The organism is Rhizobium acaciae, assembly GCF_025941625.1.
Lineage (GTDB): Bacteria > Pseudomonadota > Alphaproteobacteria > Rhizobiales > Rhizobiaceae > Rhizobium > Rhizobium acaciae.
This window is the reverse complement of the sequence record NZ_JAPCZO010000025.1, coordinates 40,397-59,865: the sequence shown is the minus strand read 5'-3', so window position 1 is coordinate 59,865 and position 19,469 is coordinate 40,397. Positions and strand designations below refer to the sequence as shown.

21 protein-coding genes are annotated in these 19,469 nt (G+C 59.8%); 16 read left to right on the top strand and 5 right to left on the bottom strand.

The window, feature by feature from the left end; all coding sequences use genetic code 11:
* Window positions 1–146 precede the first annotated feature (146 nt).
* Both dapA and smpB read left to right on the top strand, forming a co-directional pair.
* Entirely contained in the window at window positions 147–1,031 is an 885-nt protein-coding gene (dapA, locus tag OLZ32_RS31105) for a 4-hydroxy-tetrahydrodipicolinate synthase (protein ID WP_138328408.1), read from the top strand.
* A gap of 102 nt (window positions 1,032–1,133) precedes the next feature.
* Window positions 1,134–1,613: an SsrA-binding protein SmpB gene (gene smpB / locus OLZ32_RS31100; protein WP_003546925.1), complete on the top strand. Its 480-nt coding sequence runs from the start codon at window positions 1,134–1,136 to the stop codon at window positions 1,611–1,613.
* Between the two features lie 224 nt (window positions 1,614–1,837).
* Here smpB and OLZ32_RS31095 read toward each other — a convergent pair whose 3' ends face one another.
* The gene (locus tag OLZ32_RS31095; RefSeq protein WP_003546927.1) at window positions 1,838–2,419 is read right to left on the bottom strand and encodes a LabA-like NYN domain-containing protein; all 582 of its coding nucleotides are present in this window, start codon (window positions 2,417–2,419) and stop codon (window positions 1,838–1,840) included.
* A gap of 297 nt (window positions 2,420–2,716) precedes the next feature.
* Here OLZ32_RS31095 and rpoZ point away from each other — a divergent pair, with 297 nt between their 5' ends.
* From rpoZ to OLZ32_RS31035, 12 genes are all read left to right on the top strand, one after another.
* On the top strand, window positions 2,717–3,121 hold the full coding sequence (gene rpoZ / locus OLZ32_RS31090; RefSeq protein ID WP_003546928.1) for a DNA-directed RNA polymerase subunit omega: 405 nt from the start codon (window positions 2,717–2,719) through the stop codon (window positions 3,119–3,121).
* 182 nt (window positions 3,122–3,303) lie between these two features.
* Window positions 3,304–5,538 (top strand): RelA/SpoT family protein, encoded by a 2,235-nt coding sequence (locus OLZ32_RS31085; RefSeq protein WP_003546931.1) that lies wholly within the window; start codon window positions 3,304–3,306, stop codon window positions 5,536–5,538.
* A 183-nt stretch (window positions 5,539–5,721) separates the two neighbouring features.
* Entirely contained in the window at window positions 5,722–5,871 is a 150-nt protein-coding gene (locus tag OLZ32_RS31080) for a DUF3563 family protein (protein WP_003546934.1), read from the top strand.
* 161 nt (window positions 5,872–6,032) lie between these two features.
* On the top strand, window positions 6,033–6,623 hold the full coding sequence (locus OLZ32_RS31075; RefSeq protein ID WP_264424272.1) for a DUF2062 domain-containing protein: 591 nt from the start codon (window positions 6,033–6,035) through the stop codon (window positions 6,621–6,623).
* Between the two features lie 38 nt (window positions 6,624–6,661).
* Window positions 6,662–7,066, top strand: coding sequence for a holo-ACP synthase (gene acpS / locus OLZ32_RS31070; protein WP_003546938.1), 405 nt, complete (start codon window positions 6,662–6,664; stop codon window positions 7,064–7,066).
* Window positions 7,067–7,314: 248 nt separating this feature from the next.
* Complete coding sequence (gene lepB / locus OLZ32_RS31065; protein WP_003546939.1) at window positions 7,315–8,058, top strand: signal peptidase I; 744 nt, start codon at window positions 7,315–7,317, stop codon at window positions 8,056–8,058.
* Window positions 8,055–8,774: a ribonuclease III gene (gene rnc / locus OLZ32_RS31060; protein WP_003546941.1), complete on the top strand. Its 720-nt coding sequence runs from the start codon at window positions 8,055–8,057 to the stop codon at window positions 8,772–8,774. The genes lepB and rnc overlap by 4 nt, the downstream gene beginning before the upstream one ends.
* A gap of 7 nt (window positions 8,775–8,781) precedes the next feature.
* A complete protein-coding gene (gene era / locus OLZ32_RS31055) occupies window positions 8,782–9,723 on the top strand; it encodes a GTPase Era (protein WP_003546943.1) in 942 nt (313 codons plus the stop codon).
* 150 nt (window positions 9,724–9,873) lie between these two features.
* Window positions 9,874–10,626 carry a Crp/Fnr family transcriptional regulator gene (locus OLZ32_RS31050; RefSeq protein WP_003546945.1) on the top strand — a complete coding sequence of 251 codons (753 nt, stop codon included), beginning with the start codon at window positions 9,874–9,876 and terminating at the stop codon, window positions 10,624–10,626.
* A 209-nt stretch (window positions 10,627–10,835) separates the two neighbouring features.
* The gene (locus tag OLZ32_RS31045; RefSeq protein WP_003546947.1) at window positions 10,836–11,321 is read left to right on the top strand and encodes a response regulator; all 486 of its coding nucleotides are present in this window, start codon (window positions 10,836–10,838) and stop codon (window positions 11,319–11,321) included.
* A gap of 118 nt (window positions 11,322–11,439) precedes the next feature.
* Window positions 11,440–12,210: a DNA repair protein RecO gene (recO, locus tag OLZ32_RS31040; protein WP_003546949.1), complete on the top strand. Its 771-nt coding sequence runs from the start codon at window positions 11,440–11,442 to the stop codon at window positions 12,208–12,210.
* Between the two features lie 102 nt (window positions 12,211–12,312).
* A complete protein-coding gene (locus tag OLZ32_RS31035) occupies window positions 12,313–13,308 on the top strand; it encodes an aldo/keto reductase (protein ID WP_003546952.1) in 996 nt (331 codons plus the stop codon).
* A 103-nt stretch (window positions 13,309–13,411) separates the two neighbouring features.
* Here OLZ32_RS31035 and OLZ32_RS31030 read toward each other — a convergent pair whose 3' ends face one another.
* The 3 genes from OLZ32_RS31030 to OLZ32_RS31020 all read right to left on the bottom strand — a co-directional run bounded on the left by OLZ32_RS31030 (window position 13,412) and on the right by OLZ32_RS31020 (window position 17,028).
* Window positions 13,412–14,269, bottom strand: coding sequence for an MOSC domain-containing protein (locus tag OLZ32_RS31030; RefSeq protein WP_003546953.1), 858 nt, complete (start codon window positions 14,267–14,269; stop codon window positions 13,412–13,414).
* Window positions 14,270–14,278: 9 nt separating this feature from the next.
* The gene (locus OLZ32_RS31025; RefSeq protein WP_017990899.1) at window positions 14,279–14,938 is read right to left on the bottom strand and encodes an HD domain-containing protein; all 660 of its coding nucleotides are present in this window, start codon (window positions 14,936–14,938) and stop codon (window positions 14,279–14,281) included.
* Between the two features lie 185 nt (window positions 14,939–15,123).
* The gene (locus OLZ32_RS31020; RefSeq protein ID WP_264399693.1) at window positions 15,124–17,028 is read right to left on the bottom strand and encodes a putative bifunctional diguanylate cyclase/phosphodiesterase; all 1,905 of its coding nucleotides are present in this window, start codon (window positions 17,026–17,028) and stop codon (window positions 15,124–15,126) included.
* A 427-nt stretch (window positions 17,029–17,455) separates the two neighbouring features.
* Between OLZ32_RS31020 and OLZ32_RS31015 the strand changes: the two genes are divergently transcribed.
* A complete protein-coding gene (locus OLZ32_RS31015; RefSeq protein ID WP_264399694.1) occupies window positions 17,456–17,809 on the top strand; it encodes a hypothetical protein in 354 nt (117 codons plus the stop codon).
* A gap of 138 nt (window positions 17,810–17,947) precedes the next feature.
* Window positions 17,948–18,463, top strand: coding sequence for a superoxide dismutase family protein (locus OLZ32_RS31010; protein WP_003546961.1), 516 nt, complete (start codon window positions 17,948–17,950; stop codon window positions 18,461–18,463).
* A 106-nt stretch (window positions 18,464–18,569) separates the two neighbouring features.
* Here OLZ32_RS31010 and OLZ32_RS31005 read toward each other — a convergent pair whose 3' ends face one another.
* Window positions 18,570–19,454, bottom strand: a complete 885-nt coding sequence (locus tag OLZ32_RS31005; RefSeq protein ID WP_264424269.1) for a mechanosensitive ion channel family protein — start codon at window positions 19,452–19,454, stop codon at window positions 18,570–18,572.
* Window positions 19,455–19,469 lie beyond the last annotated feature (15 nt).

Here is a 19,469-nt window from a genome sequence, read left to right as displayed (position 1 = left end):
CAGGTAAAATTCGTTCACATCTGCTATCGGAATTTGCCCTAAACCGAACTCTGCGCGCTTGTCGCGATGATATCGGCGCTCTATGGTGCGCAACTCATATTCATGGAATGCGGCCGAAGCAAGGATTTGGTCGTGAGGAGCTTTGCATGTTCAATGGGTCCATTCCCGCCCTCGTCACCCCCTTCACGGATGCCGGACTGATCGACGAAGACAGCTTCGCCGCTCATGTCGACTGGCAGATCAAGGAAGGCAGCGGCGGTCTCGTTCCTGTCGGCACGACAGGCGAATCCCCGACGCTGTCGCATGCCGAGCACAAACGGGTGGTGGAACTCTGCATCGAAGTTGCCGCAAAACGCGTTCCCGTCATGGCCGGCGCCGGCTCGAACAATACGCGTGAAGCGATCGAGCTTGCCCAGCATGCCGAAAAGGTCGGTGCGAACGCCGTTCTGGTTGTCACGCCCTATTACAACAAGCCGACGCAGAAGGGTTTGATCGCGCATTTTTCGGCGATCGCCGAGGCCGTCGATCTGCCGATTTATATCTATAACATCCCCGGCCGCTCGGTGGTCGACATGACGCCGGAAACGATGGGTGCGCTCGCCAAGGCGCATCGGAATATCGTCGGCGTCAAGGATGCGACGGGCAAGATCGAGCGCGTTTCCGAACAGCGCATCACCTGCGGCGCAGATTTCAGGCAGCTGTCCGGCGAGGATGCAACGGCGCTCGGCTTCAACGCCCATGGCGGCGTCGGCTGTATTTCGGTAACGGCCAATGTCGCCCCGCGCCTTTGCGCCGACTTCCAGGCGGCAACGCTGGCAGGCGATTATGCCCGCGCCCTGGAATATCAGGATCGGCTGATGCCGCTGCACAAGGCTATCTTCCTTGAGCCGGGCCTTTGCGGCGCCAAATACGGGCTCTCCAAGCTTGGCCGGATGAGCCGCAATGTTCGTTCGCCGCTGCTTTCGACGCTGGAGCCGGCAACGGAATCGGCAATCGACGCCGCGATGCGCCATGCAGGCCTGCTGAACTGACGAGACCCGCCGTCTTCACAAGACGGGGTCTCTCCCTTACATAAAGGGCAAGGAATGAGGGCGCGGCTTTTCGCGCCCTAAAAAAGCAATTGGAATATCGTCATGGCCCCCAAAGGCAGCCAGCGCGTGGTGAATAAGGTCGTGGCCGAAAACCGCAAGGCCCGCTTCAACTACGAGATCATCGATACTTACGAGGCCGGCATCGTGCTGATGGGCACGGAGGTCAAGTCGCTGCGCGAAGGCAAGGCCAATATCGCCGAATCCTACGCCTCGGATGAGGGCGGCGAGATCTGGCTGATCAATTCCTACCTGCCGGAATATCTGCAGGCCAACCGCTTCAATCACGAGCCGCGCCGGCGCCGCAAACTGCTGCTGTCGGGCCGTGAAATCCATCGCCTGCGCTCTGCCATCAACCGAGAAGGCATGACGCTGATCCCGCTGAAGATCTATTTCAACGATCGCGGTCGGGCGAAGATGGAACTGGCGCTCGCCAAGGGCAAGAAATTGCACGACAAGCGCGAATCCGAGAAGGAGCGCGATTGGAACCGGCAGAAGAGTCGCCTGCTGAAGGCTCATGGTTGACAGCGCTAAAGCATGTCGCGCAAAAGTGTGCAGCGGTTTTGCGACAACGGCATGCGTAAAAACAAAAACTTAAAGCGCAAGGAGCGAATCTGGAAGATCGCGACGCGCTTTAGGGCTGATCACACTGCAATCGGCCGCTGTCGCCTATCGTCCATGTAATGGCGTGGCGACGCGAGGAGCTGGCCGCCGCGCCCCGGCATAATTCAAACTGTTACAGCGAAAGATCAGTCCTCGAAATCGCTGGCCGGGGCGACTTCGGCCGGGCGTGGCGCCCGCTCGGAGGGATCGCGACCGATTTCAGCCTTCAGAGACAAGAGATCGATGAAATGATCGGCCTGCCGGCGCAGGTCGTCGGCGATCATCGGCGGCTGGGTCGCCATGGTCGAGATCACCGAGACCTTGCGGCCTCTGCGCTGCAATGCCTCGACCAAGTTCGTGAAATCGCCGTCGCCCGAGAAGATGACGAGATGATCGACCGTTTCGGACTGTTCCATGGCGTCGATGGCAAGCTCGATGTCCATGTTGCCCTTGATCTTTCGGCGGCCCATTGAATCTGTGAATTCCTTGGCGGGCTTGGTGACGACCTTGTAGCCGTTGTAGTCGAGCCAGTCGATCAGCGGCCGGATTGACGAATATTCCTGATCTTCGATCAGAGCGGTATAATAATACGCGCGCAGCAGATATCCGCGTTTTTGGAACGCTTTCAAGAGCTTGCGGTAATCAATGTCAAAGCCGAGGCTCTTGGATGCAGCGTAGAGATTGGCGCCGTCAATGAAGAGTGCAATTTTTTCGCGTGGGTCAAACATCGCTTACCAATCCAATGAGAGCAATCGAAATCCGTATGGGCCAAACTTCAATAAAAACAATAGCTTGTGTTTCGATTTCGATCTGATCCTTACTTTATGAATTATTCATATATGAAAGATTTAGGGCACGATTCGACATATTCCAAGCAACCTTCGGTGGAATTATGACATTCTCCATGGAAATCTAGCTCAGCCGCGGATAAAGACGAGGGGAGCCGGAATGAAAAACTTGTATTTGCCCGGTTTTAATTGTATCGGGCGTGTTAATCCCGAAATGACGACCGTAAAGGACAGGCAATGGCCCGTGTCACAGTTGAAGATTGCATCGACAAGGTGGAGAACCGCTTCGAGCTGGTTCTGCTCGCCAGCCACCGCGCCCGGCTGATTTCCCAGGGCGCCTCGATCACCATCGATCGCGACAACGACAAAAATCCTGTGGTGGCCCTGCGCGAAATCGCCGACGAGACGCTTTCGCCCGATGACCTCAAGGAAGATCTGATCCATTCGCTGCAGAAGCATGTCGAAGTCGACGAGCCCGAGCCCGATCCGGCGAGCATGATCGCTGCCGGCGGTGTCGCCGCAGCCGACGGCGAAGAGCAGGACGACGTGCCGGAGACGATCACTTTCGACCAGATGTCGGAAGAAGAGCTGCTTGCCGGCATCGAAGGCCTCGTGCCGCCGGAAAAGAGCGACGACTACTAAGCGCGCAGGCGGGATCTCCGGTCGCATCGGTTAGATGCAGCCCGGAAAAAGCTGCATGCGACGCAAAAGAGCGACGATTACCAATCGTCAATCTTGCACCTTTATTGCTTAGGCATATTATTGCCCATGTGTGCGCCAATCGTTGATTGGCGCGCTTTTATTTTTATCGGAGTGGCTTTGGAATGATGCGGCAGTACGAGCTCGTGGAGCGGGTTCAGCAATACAAGCCCGATGCCAATGAAGCACTGCTGAACAAAGCCTATGTTTACGCCATGCAGAAGCATGGCCAGCAAAAGCGCGCCAGCGGCGATCCCTATATTTCCCATCCGCTCGAGGTTGCCGCCATCCTCACCGACATGCACCTCGATGAATCGACGATCGCGGTCGCCCTTCTGCACGATACGATCGAGGATACGACGGCGACACGCGCCGAGATTGACGAACTCTTCGGCGAGGATATCGGCCGCCTGGTCGAGGGTCTGACCAAGATCAAGAAGCTCGATCTCGTCACCAAGAAGGCCAAGCAGGCGGAAAACCTGCGCAAGCTGCTGCTCGCCATTTCCGACGATGTGCGCGTGCTGCTCGTCAAGCTTGCCGATCGCCTGCACAATATGCGCACCCTCGATCACATGTCGGCCGACAAGCGTGCCCGCATTTCCGAGGAGACGATGGAAATCTATGCGCCGCTCGCCGGCCGCATGGGCATGCAGGACATGCGCGAGGAACTCGAGGAACTTTCCTTCCGCCATATGAACCCGGAAGCCTACGAGACCGTCACCAAAAGGCTGGAAGAGCTTTCGAAGCGCAACGAAGGCATCGTCAAGAAGATCGAGGCCGAACTGCGCGACCTTCTGGTCGCAAGCGGCCTGACCAGCGCTTATGTCAAGGGCCGACAGAAGAAGCCCTATTCGGTCTTCCGCAAGATGCAGTCCAAGTCGCTTTCCTTCGAACAGCTTTCCGATGTCTACGGCTTCCGCCTGATCGTCGAGGACATCCCGTCCTGTTACCGGGCGCTCGGCATCGTCCACACGCGCTGGCGCGTCGTGCCCGGCCGCTTCAAAGACTATATCTCGACGCCGAAGCAGAACGACTACCGTTCGCTGCACACCACCATTGTCGGCCCCTCCAGCCAGCGCATCGAACTGCAGATCCGCACCAAGCGCATGCACGAAATCGCCGAATTCGGCATCGCCGCCCACACGCTCTATAAGGACGGCGCCACCAATGCCGATGGCGACATCCTTTCTCGCGAATCCAATGCCTACTCCTGGCTGCGTCATACGATCGAGGCCCTGGCCGAGGGCGACAGCCCGGAAGAATTCCTCGAACACACTAAGCTCGAACTCTTCCAGGACCAGGTCTTCTGCTTTACGCCGAAGGGCAAGCTGATCGCCCTGCCGCGCGGCGCCACCCCTATCGATTTCGCCTATGCGGTGCACACCAATATCGGCGATACCACGGTGGGCGCCAAGATCAATGGCCGCATCATGCCGCTGGTGACGCGGCTTGCAAATGGCGACGAGGTCGAGATCATCCGCTCCGGCGTGCAGGTTCCGCCCGCGGCCTGGGAGGAGATCGTCGTGACCGGCAAGGCGCGCGCCGCCATCCGCCGCGCCACCCGCATGGCGATCCGCAAGCAATATGCCGGCCTCGGCCACCGCATTCTCGAGCGCACCTTCAACAGGGCCGGCAAGATCTTCTCGCGCGAGGCGATGAAGCCGGCGCTGCACCGTCTCGGCCAGAAGGATGTCGAGGATGCGATCGCCGCCGTCGGCCGCGGCGAGATGTCTTCGCTCGACGTGCTGCGCGCCGTCTATCCCGATCATCAGGACGAGCGCGTCACCGTGAAGCCCTCCGGCGATGACGGCTGGTTCAACGTCCGCAGCGCCGCCGGCATGATCTTCAAGATCCCCGGCAAGACCAAGACAGGGCACGATGGCGGCCATTCGGAAATCGACGCCGATGCCGATATTGGGCCGATCCGCGGCTTGTCCGGCAATGTCGACGTCAAGTTCGCGCCGACCGGCGCCGTGCCTGGCGATCGTATCGTCGGCATCATGGACCAGGGCAACGGCATCACCATCTATCCGATCCAGTCGCCGAGCCTGCAGCGTTTCGACGATCAGCCCGACCGTTGGATCGACGTGCGCTGGGACCTCGACGAAGCTAACAAGTCGCGTTTCATGGCGCGCATCATGGTGAATGGGTTGAATGAACCCGGCACGCTTGCCAAGGTCGCCCAGACGGTCGCAGGCCTCGACGTCAATATCCGCTTGTTGAACACGGTGCGGGTGGCGGCCGACTTCACCGAAATGATGCTCGAGGTCGAGGTCTGGGACCTGCGTCAGCTCAACCAGTTGCTCGCCCAGATGAAGGAACTGGATTGCATCGCCACGGTCCGGCGCCTCTACGAGTAAGCTTTTGTTAAGCCGCCCCAGAGGGTTGGTCGAAAATTGCACATTTTATAATCGGGGCGGCGCATCAAAAGGGCAAGCGATGCGCTAAGCGCATGGCTGCGTCCATGTTGCGGCGGTGGTAATTAACCTTTGTCGGGCCTATCTTCTGGTCATCGAAACGTAAACAGAAGATGAGACAAGATAATGTTTGACCCTATCAAGAAATTCGCTCGCGCCTTTCGCGCTCCGACTACGCAGGAACGTGAAATGGCATATTTGAATGGCTCGTTCGATCGTATCGATCTCGAGTTTCGTCAGCGCCAGGTCGATCGCGGTCTGTTCCGCAGTCGCTGATACTGGACTTTATACTTGAGGTAAGTGAGGGACGTTATGCATAACGGACGCCCCTCGGCATGAAGACGCTCCTCTTCGCAGCGAGAACTAAGGGGCGGTTTTTCGATCGGTATCATTTGCCGCTCTTGTCATGGTGGTGTGCGCTGCACTAAATACCGGCCATGTTGTTTCGCCGTCGCAAGCCTGCGGGATTCAAGGAAAAGATGCGGGAGCTTTTATGGCCCCGTAAAGGCTTCCTTCGCCCGATCCGTTACCTGACAATGCGCGTCCTGCGCCTGAGCGCTTCGCCGCATGCGGTTGCCGCCGGCGTCGCTGCGGGTGTCTTCGTCTCGTGGACGCCGTTCATCGGCGTGCATTTCGTCATGGCTTTCGTCATCACCTATTTCCTCTCCGGCAGTATGGTGGCCGCCGCCCTCGGCTGCGCCGCCTTCGGCAATCCGCTGACCTATCCCTTCATCTGGGGCATCACCTGGGAGATCGGGCATCTGCTGTTGAGCCGCGAGGATCAGTTGGTAGGTCAGACGGTGGATCTCGCTGCCCTTTTTCACAAGCTGAACTTTAGCGAATTATGGAAGCCGGTGCTGGAGCCGATGCTGGTCGGTGCTATCCCGCCGGCGCTTGTCACCTCCGTTGCGCTCTATGCGCTGACGTTCTACACCGTCAGGGGTTTTCAGACGCGCCGCCATATACGGCTGATGGAGCGGGCGCGCCTGCGTCTTGCCGTTCCAGCCGGCGACATGCCGAGCATATGAACCCGATCAAGAATTCTTAAGCGACGGAAGGGTCCGGCATGATCATCGGCATTGGCAGCGATCTGATCGACATTCGCCGTGTCGAGAAATCTATTGAGCGCTTCGGCGAGCGCTTTACCCATCGCTGCTTCACCGAGATCGAGCGGGCGCGTTCCGATAAGCGAGCAAACCGTGCCGCATCCTATGCCAAGCGTTTTGCCGCCAAGGAGGCCTGTTCCAAGGCGCTCGGTACCGGCATAGCGCAGGGCGTCTTCTGGAAGGACATGGGCGTCGTCAACCTGCCGAGCGGCAAGCCGACCATGCTTTTATCGGGTGGCGCCGCCCTGATCCTCGAATCGATGCTGCCCGCGGGCCACAGGCCCGCCATTCATTTGACAATAACGGATGATTATCCCTTGGCGCAGGCCTTCGTCATTATCGAGGCGTTGCCCGAGAGCCTCTGATCGCGACCTCGGGCGCTGTTGATCGCGACCTCTCGTCGCTTTTGGTGTTGTCGCCATTGCCGCAACCGGCCGAAGCCGCTAGAACAGGATGATTTTAGGCCAGCCGGCCTAAAATCTGAATCCTGTTCTAGATTAAAGAATTAGAGCATGATGTCGTCCGAAAACCGCTCACACTTTTCGGCACCATGCTCTAGAGAGAACGACAGAAAGAACTGCGCCGTCGCGGCGTCTTGAAGGAATAAGACTGCGTGTCCGAAAAAGTCGAAGCCAAGCCAAACGCCCTCTGGGAAAATATCAAAGTTATCATCCAGGCGCTGATTTTGGCGATGGTGATCCGAACGGTGCTGTTCCAGCCCTTTACCATTCCGTCCGGTTCGATGATGCCGACGCTGCTTGTCGGCGACTACATCTTCGTCAACAAGTTCGCTTACGGCTATTCGAAATATTCGCTGCCCTTCTCGCCAGATATCTTCAGCGGCCGCCTGTTCGGCGCCGATCCGAAGCGTGGCGACATCGTCGTCTTCCGTTTCCCACCGAACCCCGACATCGATTACATCAAGCGCTGCATCGGCCTGCCGGGCGACCGTATCCAGGTTACCGACGGCGTGCTCTACGTCAACGGCAAGCCGGTTCCGAAGGTGGCGGACGGTGCGTTCACTTCGGATTACAAGCTCGACCCGGGCGAGGACGTGCCGGTGTTCCGAGAAACGCTCGACGACGGCAAGTCCTACGACACGCTCGATCAGTCTCCGGTGTCGCGTGGTGATAACACCCGCGAATTCATCGTGCCGGAAGGCCATTATTTCATGATGGGCGACAACCGCGACAACTCGCTCGACAGCCGCTTCGACGTCGGCTTCGTGCCTGCCGAAAATCTTGTCGGCCGTGCCAGCGTCATCTTCTTCTCGCTCGGCAACGACACCTCCTTCCGCGAAATCTGGAAGTGGCCGACGAACATGCGTTGGGACCGCCTCTTCAAGGTTGTTGAATGAGTAAGGCGCAGACGCTTTCTGCGGCGGACCGCGCAAAGCTTGAAGCCCTGATCGGTCATGACTTCGCTGAAAAGGAACGCCTGGATCGCGCGCTGACCCATGCCAGCGCCCGCACCGAAAAGGGCGGCAATTACGAACGGCTGGAATTCCTCGGCGACAGGGTCCTCGGGCTCTGCATCGCCGAGCTTCTGTTCCGCACCTTCGGCACGGCGGGAGAAGGCGAGCTCTCGGTTCGCCTCAACCAGCTCGTCAGCGCCGAAACCTGTGCTGCGGTCGCCGACGAACTCAATCTTCACCTCTATATCCGCACCGGCGCCGATGTGAAGAAACTGACCGGCAAGCGGATGATGAATGTGCGCGCTGATGTCGTCGAAAGCCTGATCGCCGCGATCTATCTCGACGGCGGCCTCGAAGTCGCCCGCCGGTTCATTCTGCGTTACTGGCAGGGCAGGGCGGTGCGGGCCGATGGCGCCAAGCGCGACGCCAAGACCGAGCTGCAGGAATGGTCGCACGCGAAATTCGGCGTCACACCGATCTACCGGGTTGATGAACGCAGCGGACCGGATCATGATCCGCGTTTCAAGGTGACGGTGGAAGTTGCTGGCATTAAGCCCGAAACCGGCGTAGAGCGGTCGAAGCGTGCCGCCGAACAGGTGGCGGCAACGAAGATGCTTGAGCGCGAAGGCATTTGGCAGCAATCGCCTGCCGGAAACTGACGGGACAATGACACAAGAAGAAGAGATCGCGGCCGAAGCTGCCGCAGAAACCAATGGTCCGACGCATTCGGGCTTTGTCGCGCTGATCGGGCCGACCAATGCCGGCAAGTCGACGCTGGTGAACCGCCTCGTCGGCGCCAAGGTCTCGATCGTCAGCCATAAGGTGCAGACGACGCGGGCCATCGTCCGCGGCATCGCGATCCACGACAATGCCCAGATCGTCTTCATGGATACGCCTGGTATCTTCAAGCCGCGCCGCCGACTTGACCGCGCCATGGTGACCTCGGCCTGGGGCGGTGCGAGGGATGCCGATCTGATCGTGCTGCTGATCGACAGCGAGCGCGGCCTGCGTGGCGATGCCGAAGCCATCCTCGAAGGCCTCAAGGAAGTTCGGCAGCCGAAGATCCTGCTGCTCAACAAGATCGACCGCGTCAACCGCGAGGATCTGCTGGCGCTGGCTGCTGCCGCCAACGAGAAGATCGCTTTCGATCGCACCTTCATGATCTCCGCCGAAAACGGCTCCGGCTGCGACGACCTCATGGACTACCTGGCGAAAACGCTCCCGGAGGGGCCGTGGTACTATCCGGAAGACCAGATCTCCGATCTGCCGATGCGTCAGCTCGCCGCCGAGATCACCCGCGAGAAGCTGTTTCTGCGCTTGCACCAGGAGCTTCCCTACGCCTCGCATGTCGAAACGGAGACGTGGGAAGAGCGCAAGGACGGCTCGGTGCGGATCGAGCAGGTGATCTATCTCGAGCGCGACAGCCAGAAGAAGATCGCGCTCGGCAAGGGTGGTGAAACCATCAAGGCGATCTCGACTGCGTCGCGCAAGGAATTGTCGCAGATCCTCGAACAGCCGGTCCATCTCTTCCTGTTCGTCAAGGTTCGCGAGAATTGGGGTGATGATCCCGAGCGGTTCCGCGAAATGGGTCTCGATTTCCCGAAATAAGCATGGCAAGGATTTCGTCGGGTTGGCGCCAGCCCTTTGTTTCCGCATAAAAAATTTGCCTCGCTCATGGAACAAATCCACGCCTTGCGCATTCCTTCGTGAACGGCGCGCCACTGTTGGCGCGCCGATTTTGCGACGGCAAGGGCAAGTATGGCGACGTCGAGACCCATCAATTCTTTCAAGACCCCTTGCGAGCAATGTCCCTTGCGGCCTCTGCCGCATTTCAGGGAGTTCAGCCGTGACGAGCTGGAATTCGTCTCGAGCTTCAAGAGGGGTGAGCTTGCCGTCGATGCCGGCTCCACCATCCTCGTCGAGGGCGCACATAGCGCTCATCTCTTCACGGTGCTCGCCGGCTGGGGCTTCCGCTACAAGATGCTCGAGGACGGACGCCGCCAGATTCTGAATTATATCATGCCGGGCGACCTGGTCGGCCTTCAGGGGACGATCGCCGGTGAGATGCAGCATTCCGTCGAAGCGCTTTCGCCCGTGTCCCTTTGTGTCTTCGAGCGTGACAAGCTGATGACGCTCTACAACAAGCACGCCTCGCTCGCCTTCGACATCACCTGGATCGCCGCGCGGGAGGAGCGCATCCTGGATGAGCATCTCTTGAGCGTCGGCCGCCGCACGGCGCTGGAACGAGCAGCCTATCTGATCGCTTTCCTGTTTGAGCGCGGTCGGAAGCTCAATATCTTCAACGGCCGCAAATTCATCCCCATTACCCAGCAGCACATTGCCGACACGCTCGGACTTTCCATCGTTCATACCAACAAGACCTTGAAAAAGCTCAGCGAGCGTGGGTTGATCCGCTGGCAGGAGCGCGGCTGCGAGGTGCTGAACGGCGAGGAATTGATGGCGATCGCCGGTTGGGAGGGGCTTGGAGAGGGCAAACGCCCGTTCATCTAAAGCGCGTCGCGATCTTTCAGATTCGCTCCTCGCGCTTTTGGTCTTTGTTTTGCGCATATCGTTGTCGCAAAACCGCCGCACAGTTTTGCGCGACATGCTTCAGCCAAGCAGCCTGGTTATGTCTTTTTTAAATGCAGATTAGCAGCAGGGAAAATAAACTCGGCCGTCGTCTTTGCTGCGATTTTGATTCTTATCGACCGGGCAATAAAATGGTTTATTCAGAAAAGATGGCGGAATTCACCGATAGCGTGCCATGCGGGGCACCGGAGGGCAATGATGTTGGCGAAACGGCCGGGGCGCTGCGACAGGCGCCCGACGAGGGGCATCGAATCATGAGCGCAATCCGTGTTCTGGTTCTTGAAGACAGTCTGATCATCGCGATGGAGGCGGAGGATATTCTGCGCCTGGCCGGCGTCGAGAGCATCGATATCGTCGGCAGCGTCGAACAGGCAAGGGCTGCCATTGCTGCGGAGACATATGATTTCGCCCTTCTCGACGTCAATCTCGGCGAGGGCATGAGCTTCGGATTTGCCCGCCATCTTCTCGATATCGGCATCCCCTTCGGCTTCGTCAGCGGCTATTCCGATACCGGCGATTTCCCGCCCGACCTGCAGCACATACCGCTTCTGGTGAAGCCTTTCGACGAAATGGCGATGCGGGAATTCCTGCAGAGGCTTTTCCCGGCTGTCGCCTGACGCGGTCCATGACGGAAGCCAGCCTTGCACTGCAGCGCGTCTTTCAGACGTGCAAAGGACGCTGTAACGCGTTGAATTATGCAGTAGGATGATTCGTCAGCCGTAAGGACTTCTTTCGATGCAGTGGCAGGACCATGCGATCATCCTGGGCGTCAAGCGCCACGGCGAGACGAGCGTCATCGCCGAGGTAATGACGCGTGATCGCGGCCGCCATCTCGGCCTGGTGCGCTCCGGCCGCTCGCGCGCCATGCAGCCGGTGCTGCAGGCGGGCAATGCAGTGGAGGTCGTCTGGCGGGCCCGACTTGACGAGCATCTGGGCGAATTCCGCGTCGAACCGGTGACGCTGCGCGCTGCCCGGCTGATGGAAACGGCGACCGCCGTCTACGGTGTCCAGGCGATGGGCGCGCTGCTGCGGCTGCTGCCGGAGCGTGACCCGCATCCACACCTCTTCGATGCGCTGGAGGTCATCCTCGATCACCTGCACAACCCGGCCGATGCCGGCGAACTCTTTGTGCGTTTCGAGCTTGCGGTGCTGAATGACCTCGGCTTCGGCCTCGATCTTGCCGAATGCGCCGCGACCGGCGCCCGTTCCGATCTCGCCTATGTCTCGCCGAAATCCGGCCGCGCCGTCAGCCGCGCCGCTGGTGCCCCCTGGGCGGACAAGATGCTGCTCCTGCCGCCGTTCCTTAGCATCGAGGGCAATCATGCGGCCGACTTCGGTAGTCTTTCAGCCGCATTCCGTCTGACAGGGTTCTTTCTGCATCGCCATGTCTACGAACCGCGCGGCATCGAAGCCACAGCGGCCCGCGACGGCTTCGTTCAGGCGGCACTCAAGGCGCTTAATCCAGCCTTGCGGACGCTTTCGGATCCGAATGGTGTTTCCGCCTGACCTCCGTTTTTTACGGGTGCAAAACATCCTCCGGATTTGGCGGTTTACCCACTCGTGAGCGCCTCCTATGTCTTCACAGGACTGCCAATCAAGGAGGATCTCATGCTGACCAAGCCCGCATCATCGACAACGATCACGCTCTGGAACGGTCGCGAAATTCCGCGCCTCGGCATGGGATGCTGGGCGATCGGCGGTCCCTTCTTTGCCGGCGACACGCCGCTCGGCTGGGGTGATGTCGACGACGATGAATCCGTGCAGGCGATCAACCGCGCCATCGAACTCGGCATCCGCTTCTTCGACACGGCCTCGAACTACGGCGCCGGCCACTCGGAAGAAGTGCTCGGCCGGGCGATCGGCAATCGCGACGATATTGTCATCGCCACCAAGTTCGGCTTCGCCACCGATCCGGAAACCAAGCAGGCAACCGGCGCCTTCGCCGATGAGGCCTTCATCCGCCGTTCGGTCGAGATCTCGCTGCGTCGCCTCAAGCGTGATCGCCTCGATCTCCTGCAGTTCCACCTCAATGATTTTCCGCTTGAACAGTCGGATGCCGTCTTCGATACGCTGGAGGCGCTGCGCGCCGAAGGCAAGATCGATGCGTTCGGCTGGAGCACCGATTTTCCCGATCGTGCCGCCCGTCATACCGGCCGCCAGGGCTACGTCTCGATCCAGCATACGATGAATGTTTTCGAACCGGTTCCCGAGATGATCTCGGTGATTGAGGGGAAGGGGCTGATGTCAATCAATCGCGGTCCGCTGGCGATGGGGCTGCTGACCGGCAAGTTCACCGCCGACAAGGCGGTAGGCGCCAAGGATGTCCGTGGGGCGGCCCTTGACTGGATGGTCTACTTCAAGGACGGGCGCATGGCGCCGGAATTCGCCGCAAGGCTCGATGCGGTCCGCGACCTCCTGGCATCGGGCGGCCGCACGCTGACGCAGGGCGCGCTTGCGTGGCTCTGGGCACGCTCGCCGCGCACTCTTCCCATTCCGGGCTTCCGCACCGTTGCCCAGGTGGAGGAAAATGCCGGCGCGCTGGAGAAGGGACCACTGCCCGCCGATGTCATGGCAGGCATCGATGCCGCGCTCGATCGCTTCTGAGGGTTTTAATACATGTCGCCCAAAGGCATGCATCGGTTTTGGGCGACATGCATAAATCAAAGACTCAAAGCGCATCGCATGAATCCGGTTGACGCGATGCGCTTCAGGCCGCGGCGCGACGCTTGAGCGCCCAGCCTTCCGGCCTCTCTTCAATGATGTTGACGGTGTCACCGATCGTGACCTTGCCGCTGCCGCGCGGCGTGACGTTCCAGCCGAAAAGCGGGCCGGGCACGCGCCGGTCGGCCGACATGCGGATGCGGCCCATGGCTGGCATCGGGTTTGGTCCCTCGCGGGACCCGGTCAGCTGGTCCTGAGTCGTCATGATGCAGCGGGAGCAGGGTTTGACGAGATCGAAGCGGATGCCGGCGATCTCGATCGCCGCCCAGCGGTCCTCCGCCCAGGCCTCGTCGGTATCGATGACGATGTTCGGACGGAAGCGTTCCATGCCGACACTGCCTTCGCCATGGGCGGCGAGATCGGCATTCAATGCCTTCAGCGAGCCCGTCGTCGTCACCAGGATCTGATAGCCGTCGGTAAAGGTGACGGGCGTGGCTTCGCCGGCCCATTCGGCATTTGCCGTCCGCCGGGCCTGCCCGTCGAAGAAGACCAGGCGCACCTCGCGGCCAAGCCATTCGGAAAGCTGCCGGTTGCTCTCCGGATCGGCGACGGAGGCGCTGACGGCAGATTTCCACACGGTCACGTCCATGCGGTTTTCAGGCGGAGGCGGCGCTACCGATATGTCCGTTTTCCCCTGCATCAGCAGCCGAAAGGCGCTCGCCTCCGGTCGTACCTCGATGCGTGCGAGGTCGGGCAACTCGCGCTGGGTGATGAAGTGGCCATGCGCATCGGTGATCATCGCCCGCCGATCGCCGGGAAGCCCATAGGCGTCGATGTCGGCGGCGGGCAGCGCAATGCCGCGGGCGCTCTTGAGCGGATAGATGAAGAGGTCGCTGACAAGCATGCCGTTCTCCTAGATTTCGTCCATGAATTCCGAGAGAAAATCGCGCAGGCTCTTGTCACGCGCGGCCGCCAGCCGGCGACCGGTCTCGGTTTGGAATCCTTCCGCCAGTTTGAACAGCTTCGTCTGGAAATGGTCAATGGCATAACGCTTGTCATCGAGCGGGCGGTCCGCCGCCGCCGGGTCGAACGGATCGTAGAGCCCGGATCCCAGCCGCCCGGCGATATAGAAGCAGCGGGCGACGCCGATCATACCGATCGCGTCCAGCCGGTCGGCGTCCTGCAGGATCTTAGCCTCCAGCGTCTGCGGCGCCACTCCGGCCGAGAAACTATGCGCGGTGATTGCGTGGGCTGCGGCTTCGATATCCAAGCCGCTCCAGCCGAGTTCCGCCAGGATCGCCGATGCCTTCTCGGCCGCCAAAGCCGATGCTTTTGCTCGCAGCGGCGAATTCTTCTCGACGGCGACGCAATCGTGCAGCAACACGGAAGCGGCAAGAACCCGCCCGTCGCCGCCTTCTCCCGCATGGATGCGCATGGCATTCCTGAAAACGCGCAGGATATGGGCAAGGTCGTGTGAGCCGTCGTCGCCGTCGGCCGCATGCGCAATCAGCATCTCGGCAAGCGTTTCGTGTGGGGAGAAGGCTTCAGCCGCGAACATAGCGCCACCTGTCATGAGGAAGATCGTTTTCCGCCGATAGGGCATCGGCGCGGAAGTGGATGCGGATGGGTAAGAGAATGCGACAGCCAGATCTCGGAATCGCAGCCGATTTCAAGAGCATGATGCCGAAAAGTGTGAGCGGTTTTCGGGCGACATCCTGTTCTAACGGTTTGCCGTGCGAGTCGCAATCAAGGGTGATCTCAGCGCTTGGCTTTGGGAAGACGCGTCACGCCACCGTTCTTCGGCGGCAGGGAGAGAAGATGCGGCACGTCACGCGCCGGTTTGGGCGGGCTTATGTGATAACCTTGGATCTCGTCGCATTCCTCGCATTCGAGCAGCGCCAGTTGCTCGGCGGTCTCGACACCCTCGACGGTGACGCGCATGCCGAGCGCATCGCCGAGCAGGATGATCGCGTGCATGATCGCATGCGCTTCCTTGTTGTCGACGATGTCGTTGACGAAGGATTTGTCGATCTTGATCTTGTCGAAGGGGAAGCTCGAGAGGTAGCTCAGTGAGGAATAGCCGGTTCCGAAATCGTCCATCGAGATGCGGATGCCGCGCTCCTTCAGCGCATGCAAGATCGGCAGAACTTCGCTCAGATTTTCCATCAGCACGCTCTCGGTGATTTCGAGTTCGAGCCGCGACGGCGACAGCGCGGCGGCGGCAAGCGCCTCGCTGACATCGCGCGTCAGGTCGCTGCTGCTGAACTGGATCGCCGAAACGTTGACGGCGATCTTGATGCCCTCAGGCCATTGCGCTGCATCGTTGCAGGCCCGGCGCAAAACCCAACGGCCGATATCGACGACGAGGCCGACCTCTTCGGCAAGCGGAATGAAATCCATCGGTGGAACGCGGCCTCGAACCGGGTGGTTCCAGCGGATCAGAGCTTCGAAACCGCAGATGCGCTGCTGCGAGAGGTCATAAAGCGGCTGGTAATGCAGCTCGAATTCCTCGTTCTCAACGGCTGCTTTTAGGTCCGCCTCCAGCGCGTGGCGCAGCTGCATCTGCGCTTCCATCTCACTGGCGAAGAAGCGCTCGCGTTTGCGGCCGTCCGCCTTGGCATGCGACAGCGCCACGCCGGCATTTTTAAGCAGTATATCGGTTTCCTCGCCATCCTCAGGGGCGATTGCGATGCCCATGGAGACGCTGAGCTCCACCTGTTTCTCGCCGTGGAAGAATGGCTCGGAAAGCTCCCGGCGGATCTGCTCGGCAAGCGCCGTCACGTTCCACGGCTGCTGCTTGCCCGTCTGCAGGATGGCGAATTCGTCCGAGCCCAGGCGCGCCAGGGTGTTTTCCGAACCGGCCGACGCTCGGACGCGCTCCGCGACCAGCTGCAGGATCTTGTCGCCGGCCGAAACGCCCATCGTGTTGTTGATCGATTTGAACCGGTCGAGATTGAGGTGAACGAGGGCGATCTGCTCATCCGGCTTGCGTTCCGTAAGCGTCGCATCGACCTGCTCGCGAAAATGGATGCGGTTCGGAAGGCCGGTCAGCGGGTCGTGGTGGGCGAGATAGGTGATGCGCTCGGCCGCCCTTCGATCCTCGGTGATATCGGCATGAATGGAAATATTGCTGCCGTCGGAAAGGATAGTCACCATGCTCTGGATGATGCGGCCATCATCCATCAACCATTCGCGCCGACGGAGACTACTGCTCCTTGCGGTTGCGGAGGAATGTCGCCCGGTCCGCCGGCCAGGCTTGGCGCTGGCGCTCTCCGTACCGCGCATTTTGGCCGTGAGATCGGCGATTGTCGCGCCGGCAATGACATCTTCTGCCGTGAGGTCGAAGAGCTGACGGAAGCGGATGTTGGAAATCGTCAGCCGCTGGTCGGAGTCGAAGACGCTGAGACCGAGCGGCAGGTTGTTGAGGATGATTTCGAAGAGTTTTTTCTGTCCGTCGAATGCTTGGCTGAGGGCTGACATATTGCCTCTCAGCGCATGGTTTTCCCTCAGCAGCGTTTCCGCGCTTCTCTCGATTTCGTCATAGTCGCTTTCATGGACGCGATAGGTCGCGATCACAAGATCCATCAGGCGCTGCGCATCGATCGATCCATCGGCGGCGACGGCCTCGGTGCATTGCCGCCAGAAGAGCGCTTCAGCTTTCATGTGCATGCGTCTCGCGGGACGACAGCGGAGGGAAGCGTCCCCGTTTGATGAACGTGCCTCATTTCGCCGGACATGAAAGACCTTTCTAAAGTGAATACAGAGATTGATTTTGATAAGCTGGACGCCTGCTGGTGATGCGTGAATGCCCATTTTGTATGGGCTGGATTAATATTCGGTTGCAGTGCAGCAGAGACCTCGTTGCGTTAGACGTTTGTTTTATATGTGAAAAATACCTGAAATACGGAGAAAAGCGGCCCCCTGATGCTGGCAGAAGCCTGCGCTCAAGCGTTCCGTTAACTTTTGTCAATCATCGTTAATGAGAAGTTAACAACTTATTGACGCACTGCGCAAATCAGTTTAACCACCGAGTCAGCACTGATTTTCCACGTTCGTATTGCGTACAAACACCACCGGCAAAAGGCGGTGAATGGAGGTTTGTATGACCAGCACCACATCCGTTTCAGGCACCTCATATGCATATCTGGCGACGCTTTCGCGTCTCGATGCCAATGGCGATGGCGTCCTCAGCCGCGGCGAACGTGCCGCCGAGGAGAAGCCCGGCATCATCAAGGAACTCCTGGAAGACGACACGAACGGCGACACGCAGCCGAAATTTTCCGGCAGCCTGATCGCGTTGATGATGGACACGCGCAACAGTGGCACGGCAAGCAGCATCGCCGTTTCCTATCCGTTGCAGCAGACCGCGCCGGCGACCGGCGATCAGTCCGACGATCTCTACCGTAACACCTACGGGCAGTTCGACTTCAACGCCGTCGCCTGAACGGCGTGCGATTCGGGTGATCAAGCCGGCCGTTTGGCCGGCTTTTCTCGTTCCGTCTTCTTCCTTCGATCTTCCTCGGTCAGGAACACCTTCCGGGCTGACACGTTCAGAAGGACAACCGGACGGAAGGAGATCTCCATGAAAGCCATGTGCATTATCGCCGCCCTGAGCCTGCTTGCGGTTGCATTGCCGGCGGGCGCTCAGGACAAGCAGACGGCGGTCGCCAATTTCGTCGGCAAGGACGGCAAGGAAGACGGTCGCGCGCAGCTGACGGCCGCCGCCAATGGTGGCGTCCTGATCGAAGTCGAGATATCGGGACTGCCTGTGAATAAATGGGTGGCCTTCCATGTGCATGAGACCGGCCGCTGCGACGCCGCGACCCATCACGAATCGGCGGGCGGTCATTTCAATCCTGAGAAGGCGGAGCATGGCATTCTTGCCGCCAAGGGTCCGCACGCCGGTGACATGCCCAATCAATATGTCGGGCAGGACGGCGTGTTGCGGGCGCAAATCTTCGACAGCATGGTCACGCTCGACGGCAAAACCGACGGCATTCGTGGCCGCGCATTGATGGTCCACGCAAATTCGGATGATTATCGCAGCCAGCCTTCGGGTGATGCCGGGGAAAGACTTTCCTGCGGCGTCATCCAATAGCTACGGCACAATTCCTTAATTCGGATCGGTTGAGGACAAGGCCATGCAGCAATTCTACGTGCGCACAGCGCCGCTGGTCTTAAAAGATCCGCGGCGCTGCAATGTCTTACTGCCGCGTCTGCGTCGGCTTTTCGGCGGTTGCCTCGCCGTTGGACTTTTTTGGCGGCGCGGCATCTGAAGCATCCGCCTCAGCGGCAGGATTCTTGTCGAAGGCGAGTTTCACGCGCTTCACCATGTCACGGCTGACCAGCCACCAATCGCCGGTCTTTGCCCAATAACGAAGCGTTACGGAGACCGCACCGTCACCGAGGCTGTCGATGAAGACACTGGGTGCCGGTGACGTCAGCACTCTGGAATCGGCTTTGGCAAGGCCCATCAGCCTCTCCATCGCCAGATCGATGTCATCCTCATGGGGGACGCTGATTTTCAGCTCTTCCCGGCGCGTGGGCTCGCGGCTGAAATTGGTAATCGGCGTGTTCCAAAGCGTTGAGTTCGGCGCCAACCGGTAGAGCCCGTCGCCGGTTTTGAGCTCGGTTGCAAACAATCCGATTTCGCGCACTGTGCCGGCCACGCTGCTGGTCTCGATATATTCCCCGACGCGGAAAGGCCTGAGGATCAGCAGCATGATGCCGGCGGCGATATTCTGCAGCGTCCCTTGCAGCGCCAGTCCGATCGCCAAGCCGGCCGCGCCGAGGGTTGCGATGATCGAGGCGGTCTGGACGCCGAATTGACCGAGCACGGTGATGAACACCAGGATGAGCAGCGCATAGCGCAGCACATTGGTGAAGAATCGCGCCAGTGTCTCGTCGATACCATGAACGCGCGACAGGCCCTCATAGGCCCAGCGGCTGGTAAAACCGGCGAGCGTCCAGCCAAGAACGAGCAGGATCACCGCTCCGAGGACGGAGAAGGAATACTGCACGGCAAGTGCGCTTGCCTGGCTGAGTGCCGTTCGCGTGGCGAGGAGGACATCGGCTGCCTGTTGTTCCATGATCTGGCCCTGTCG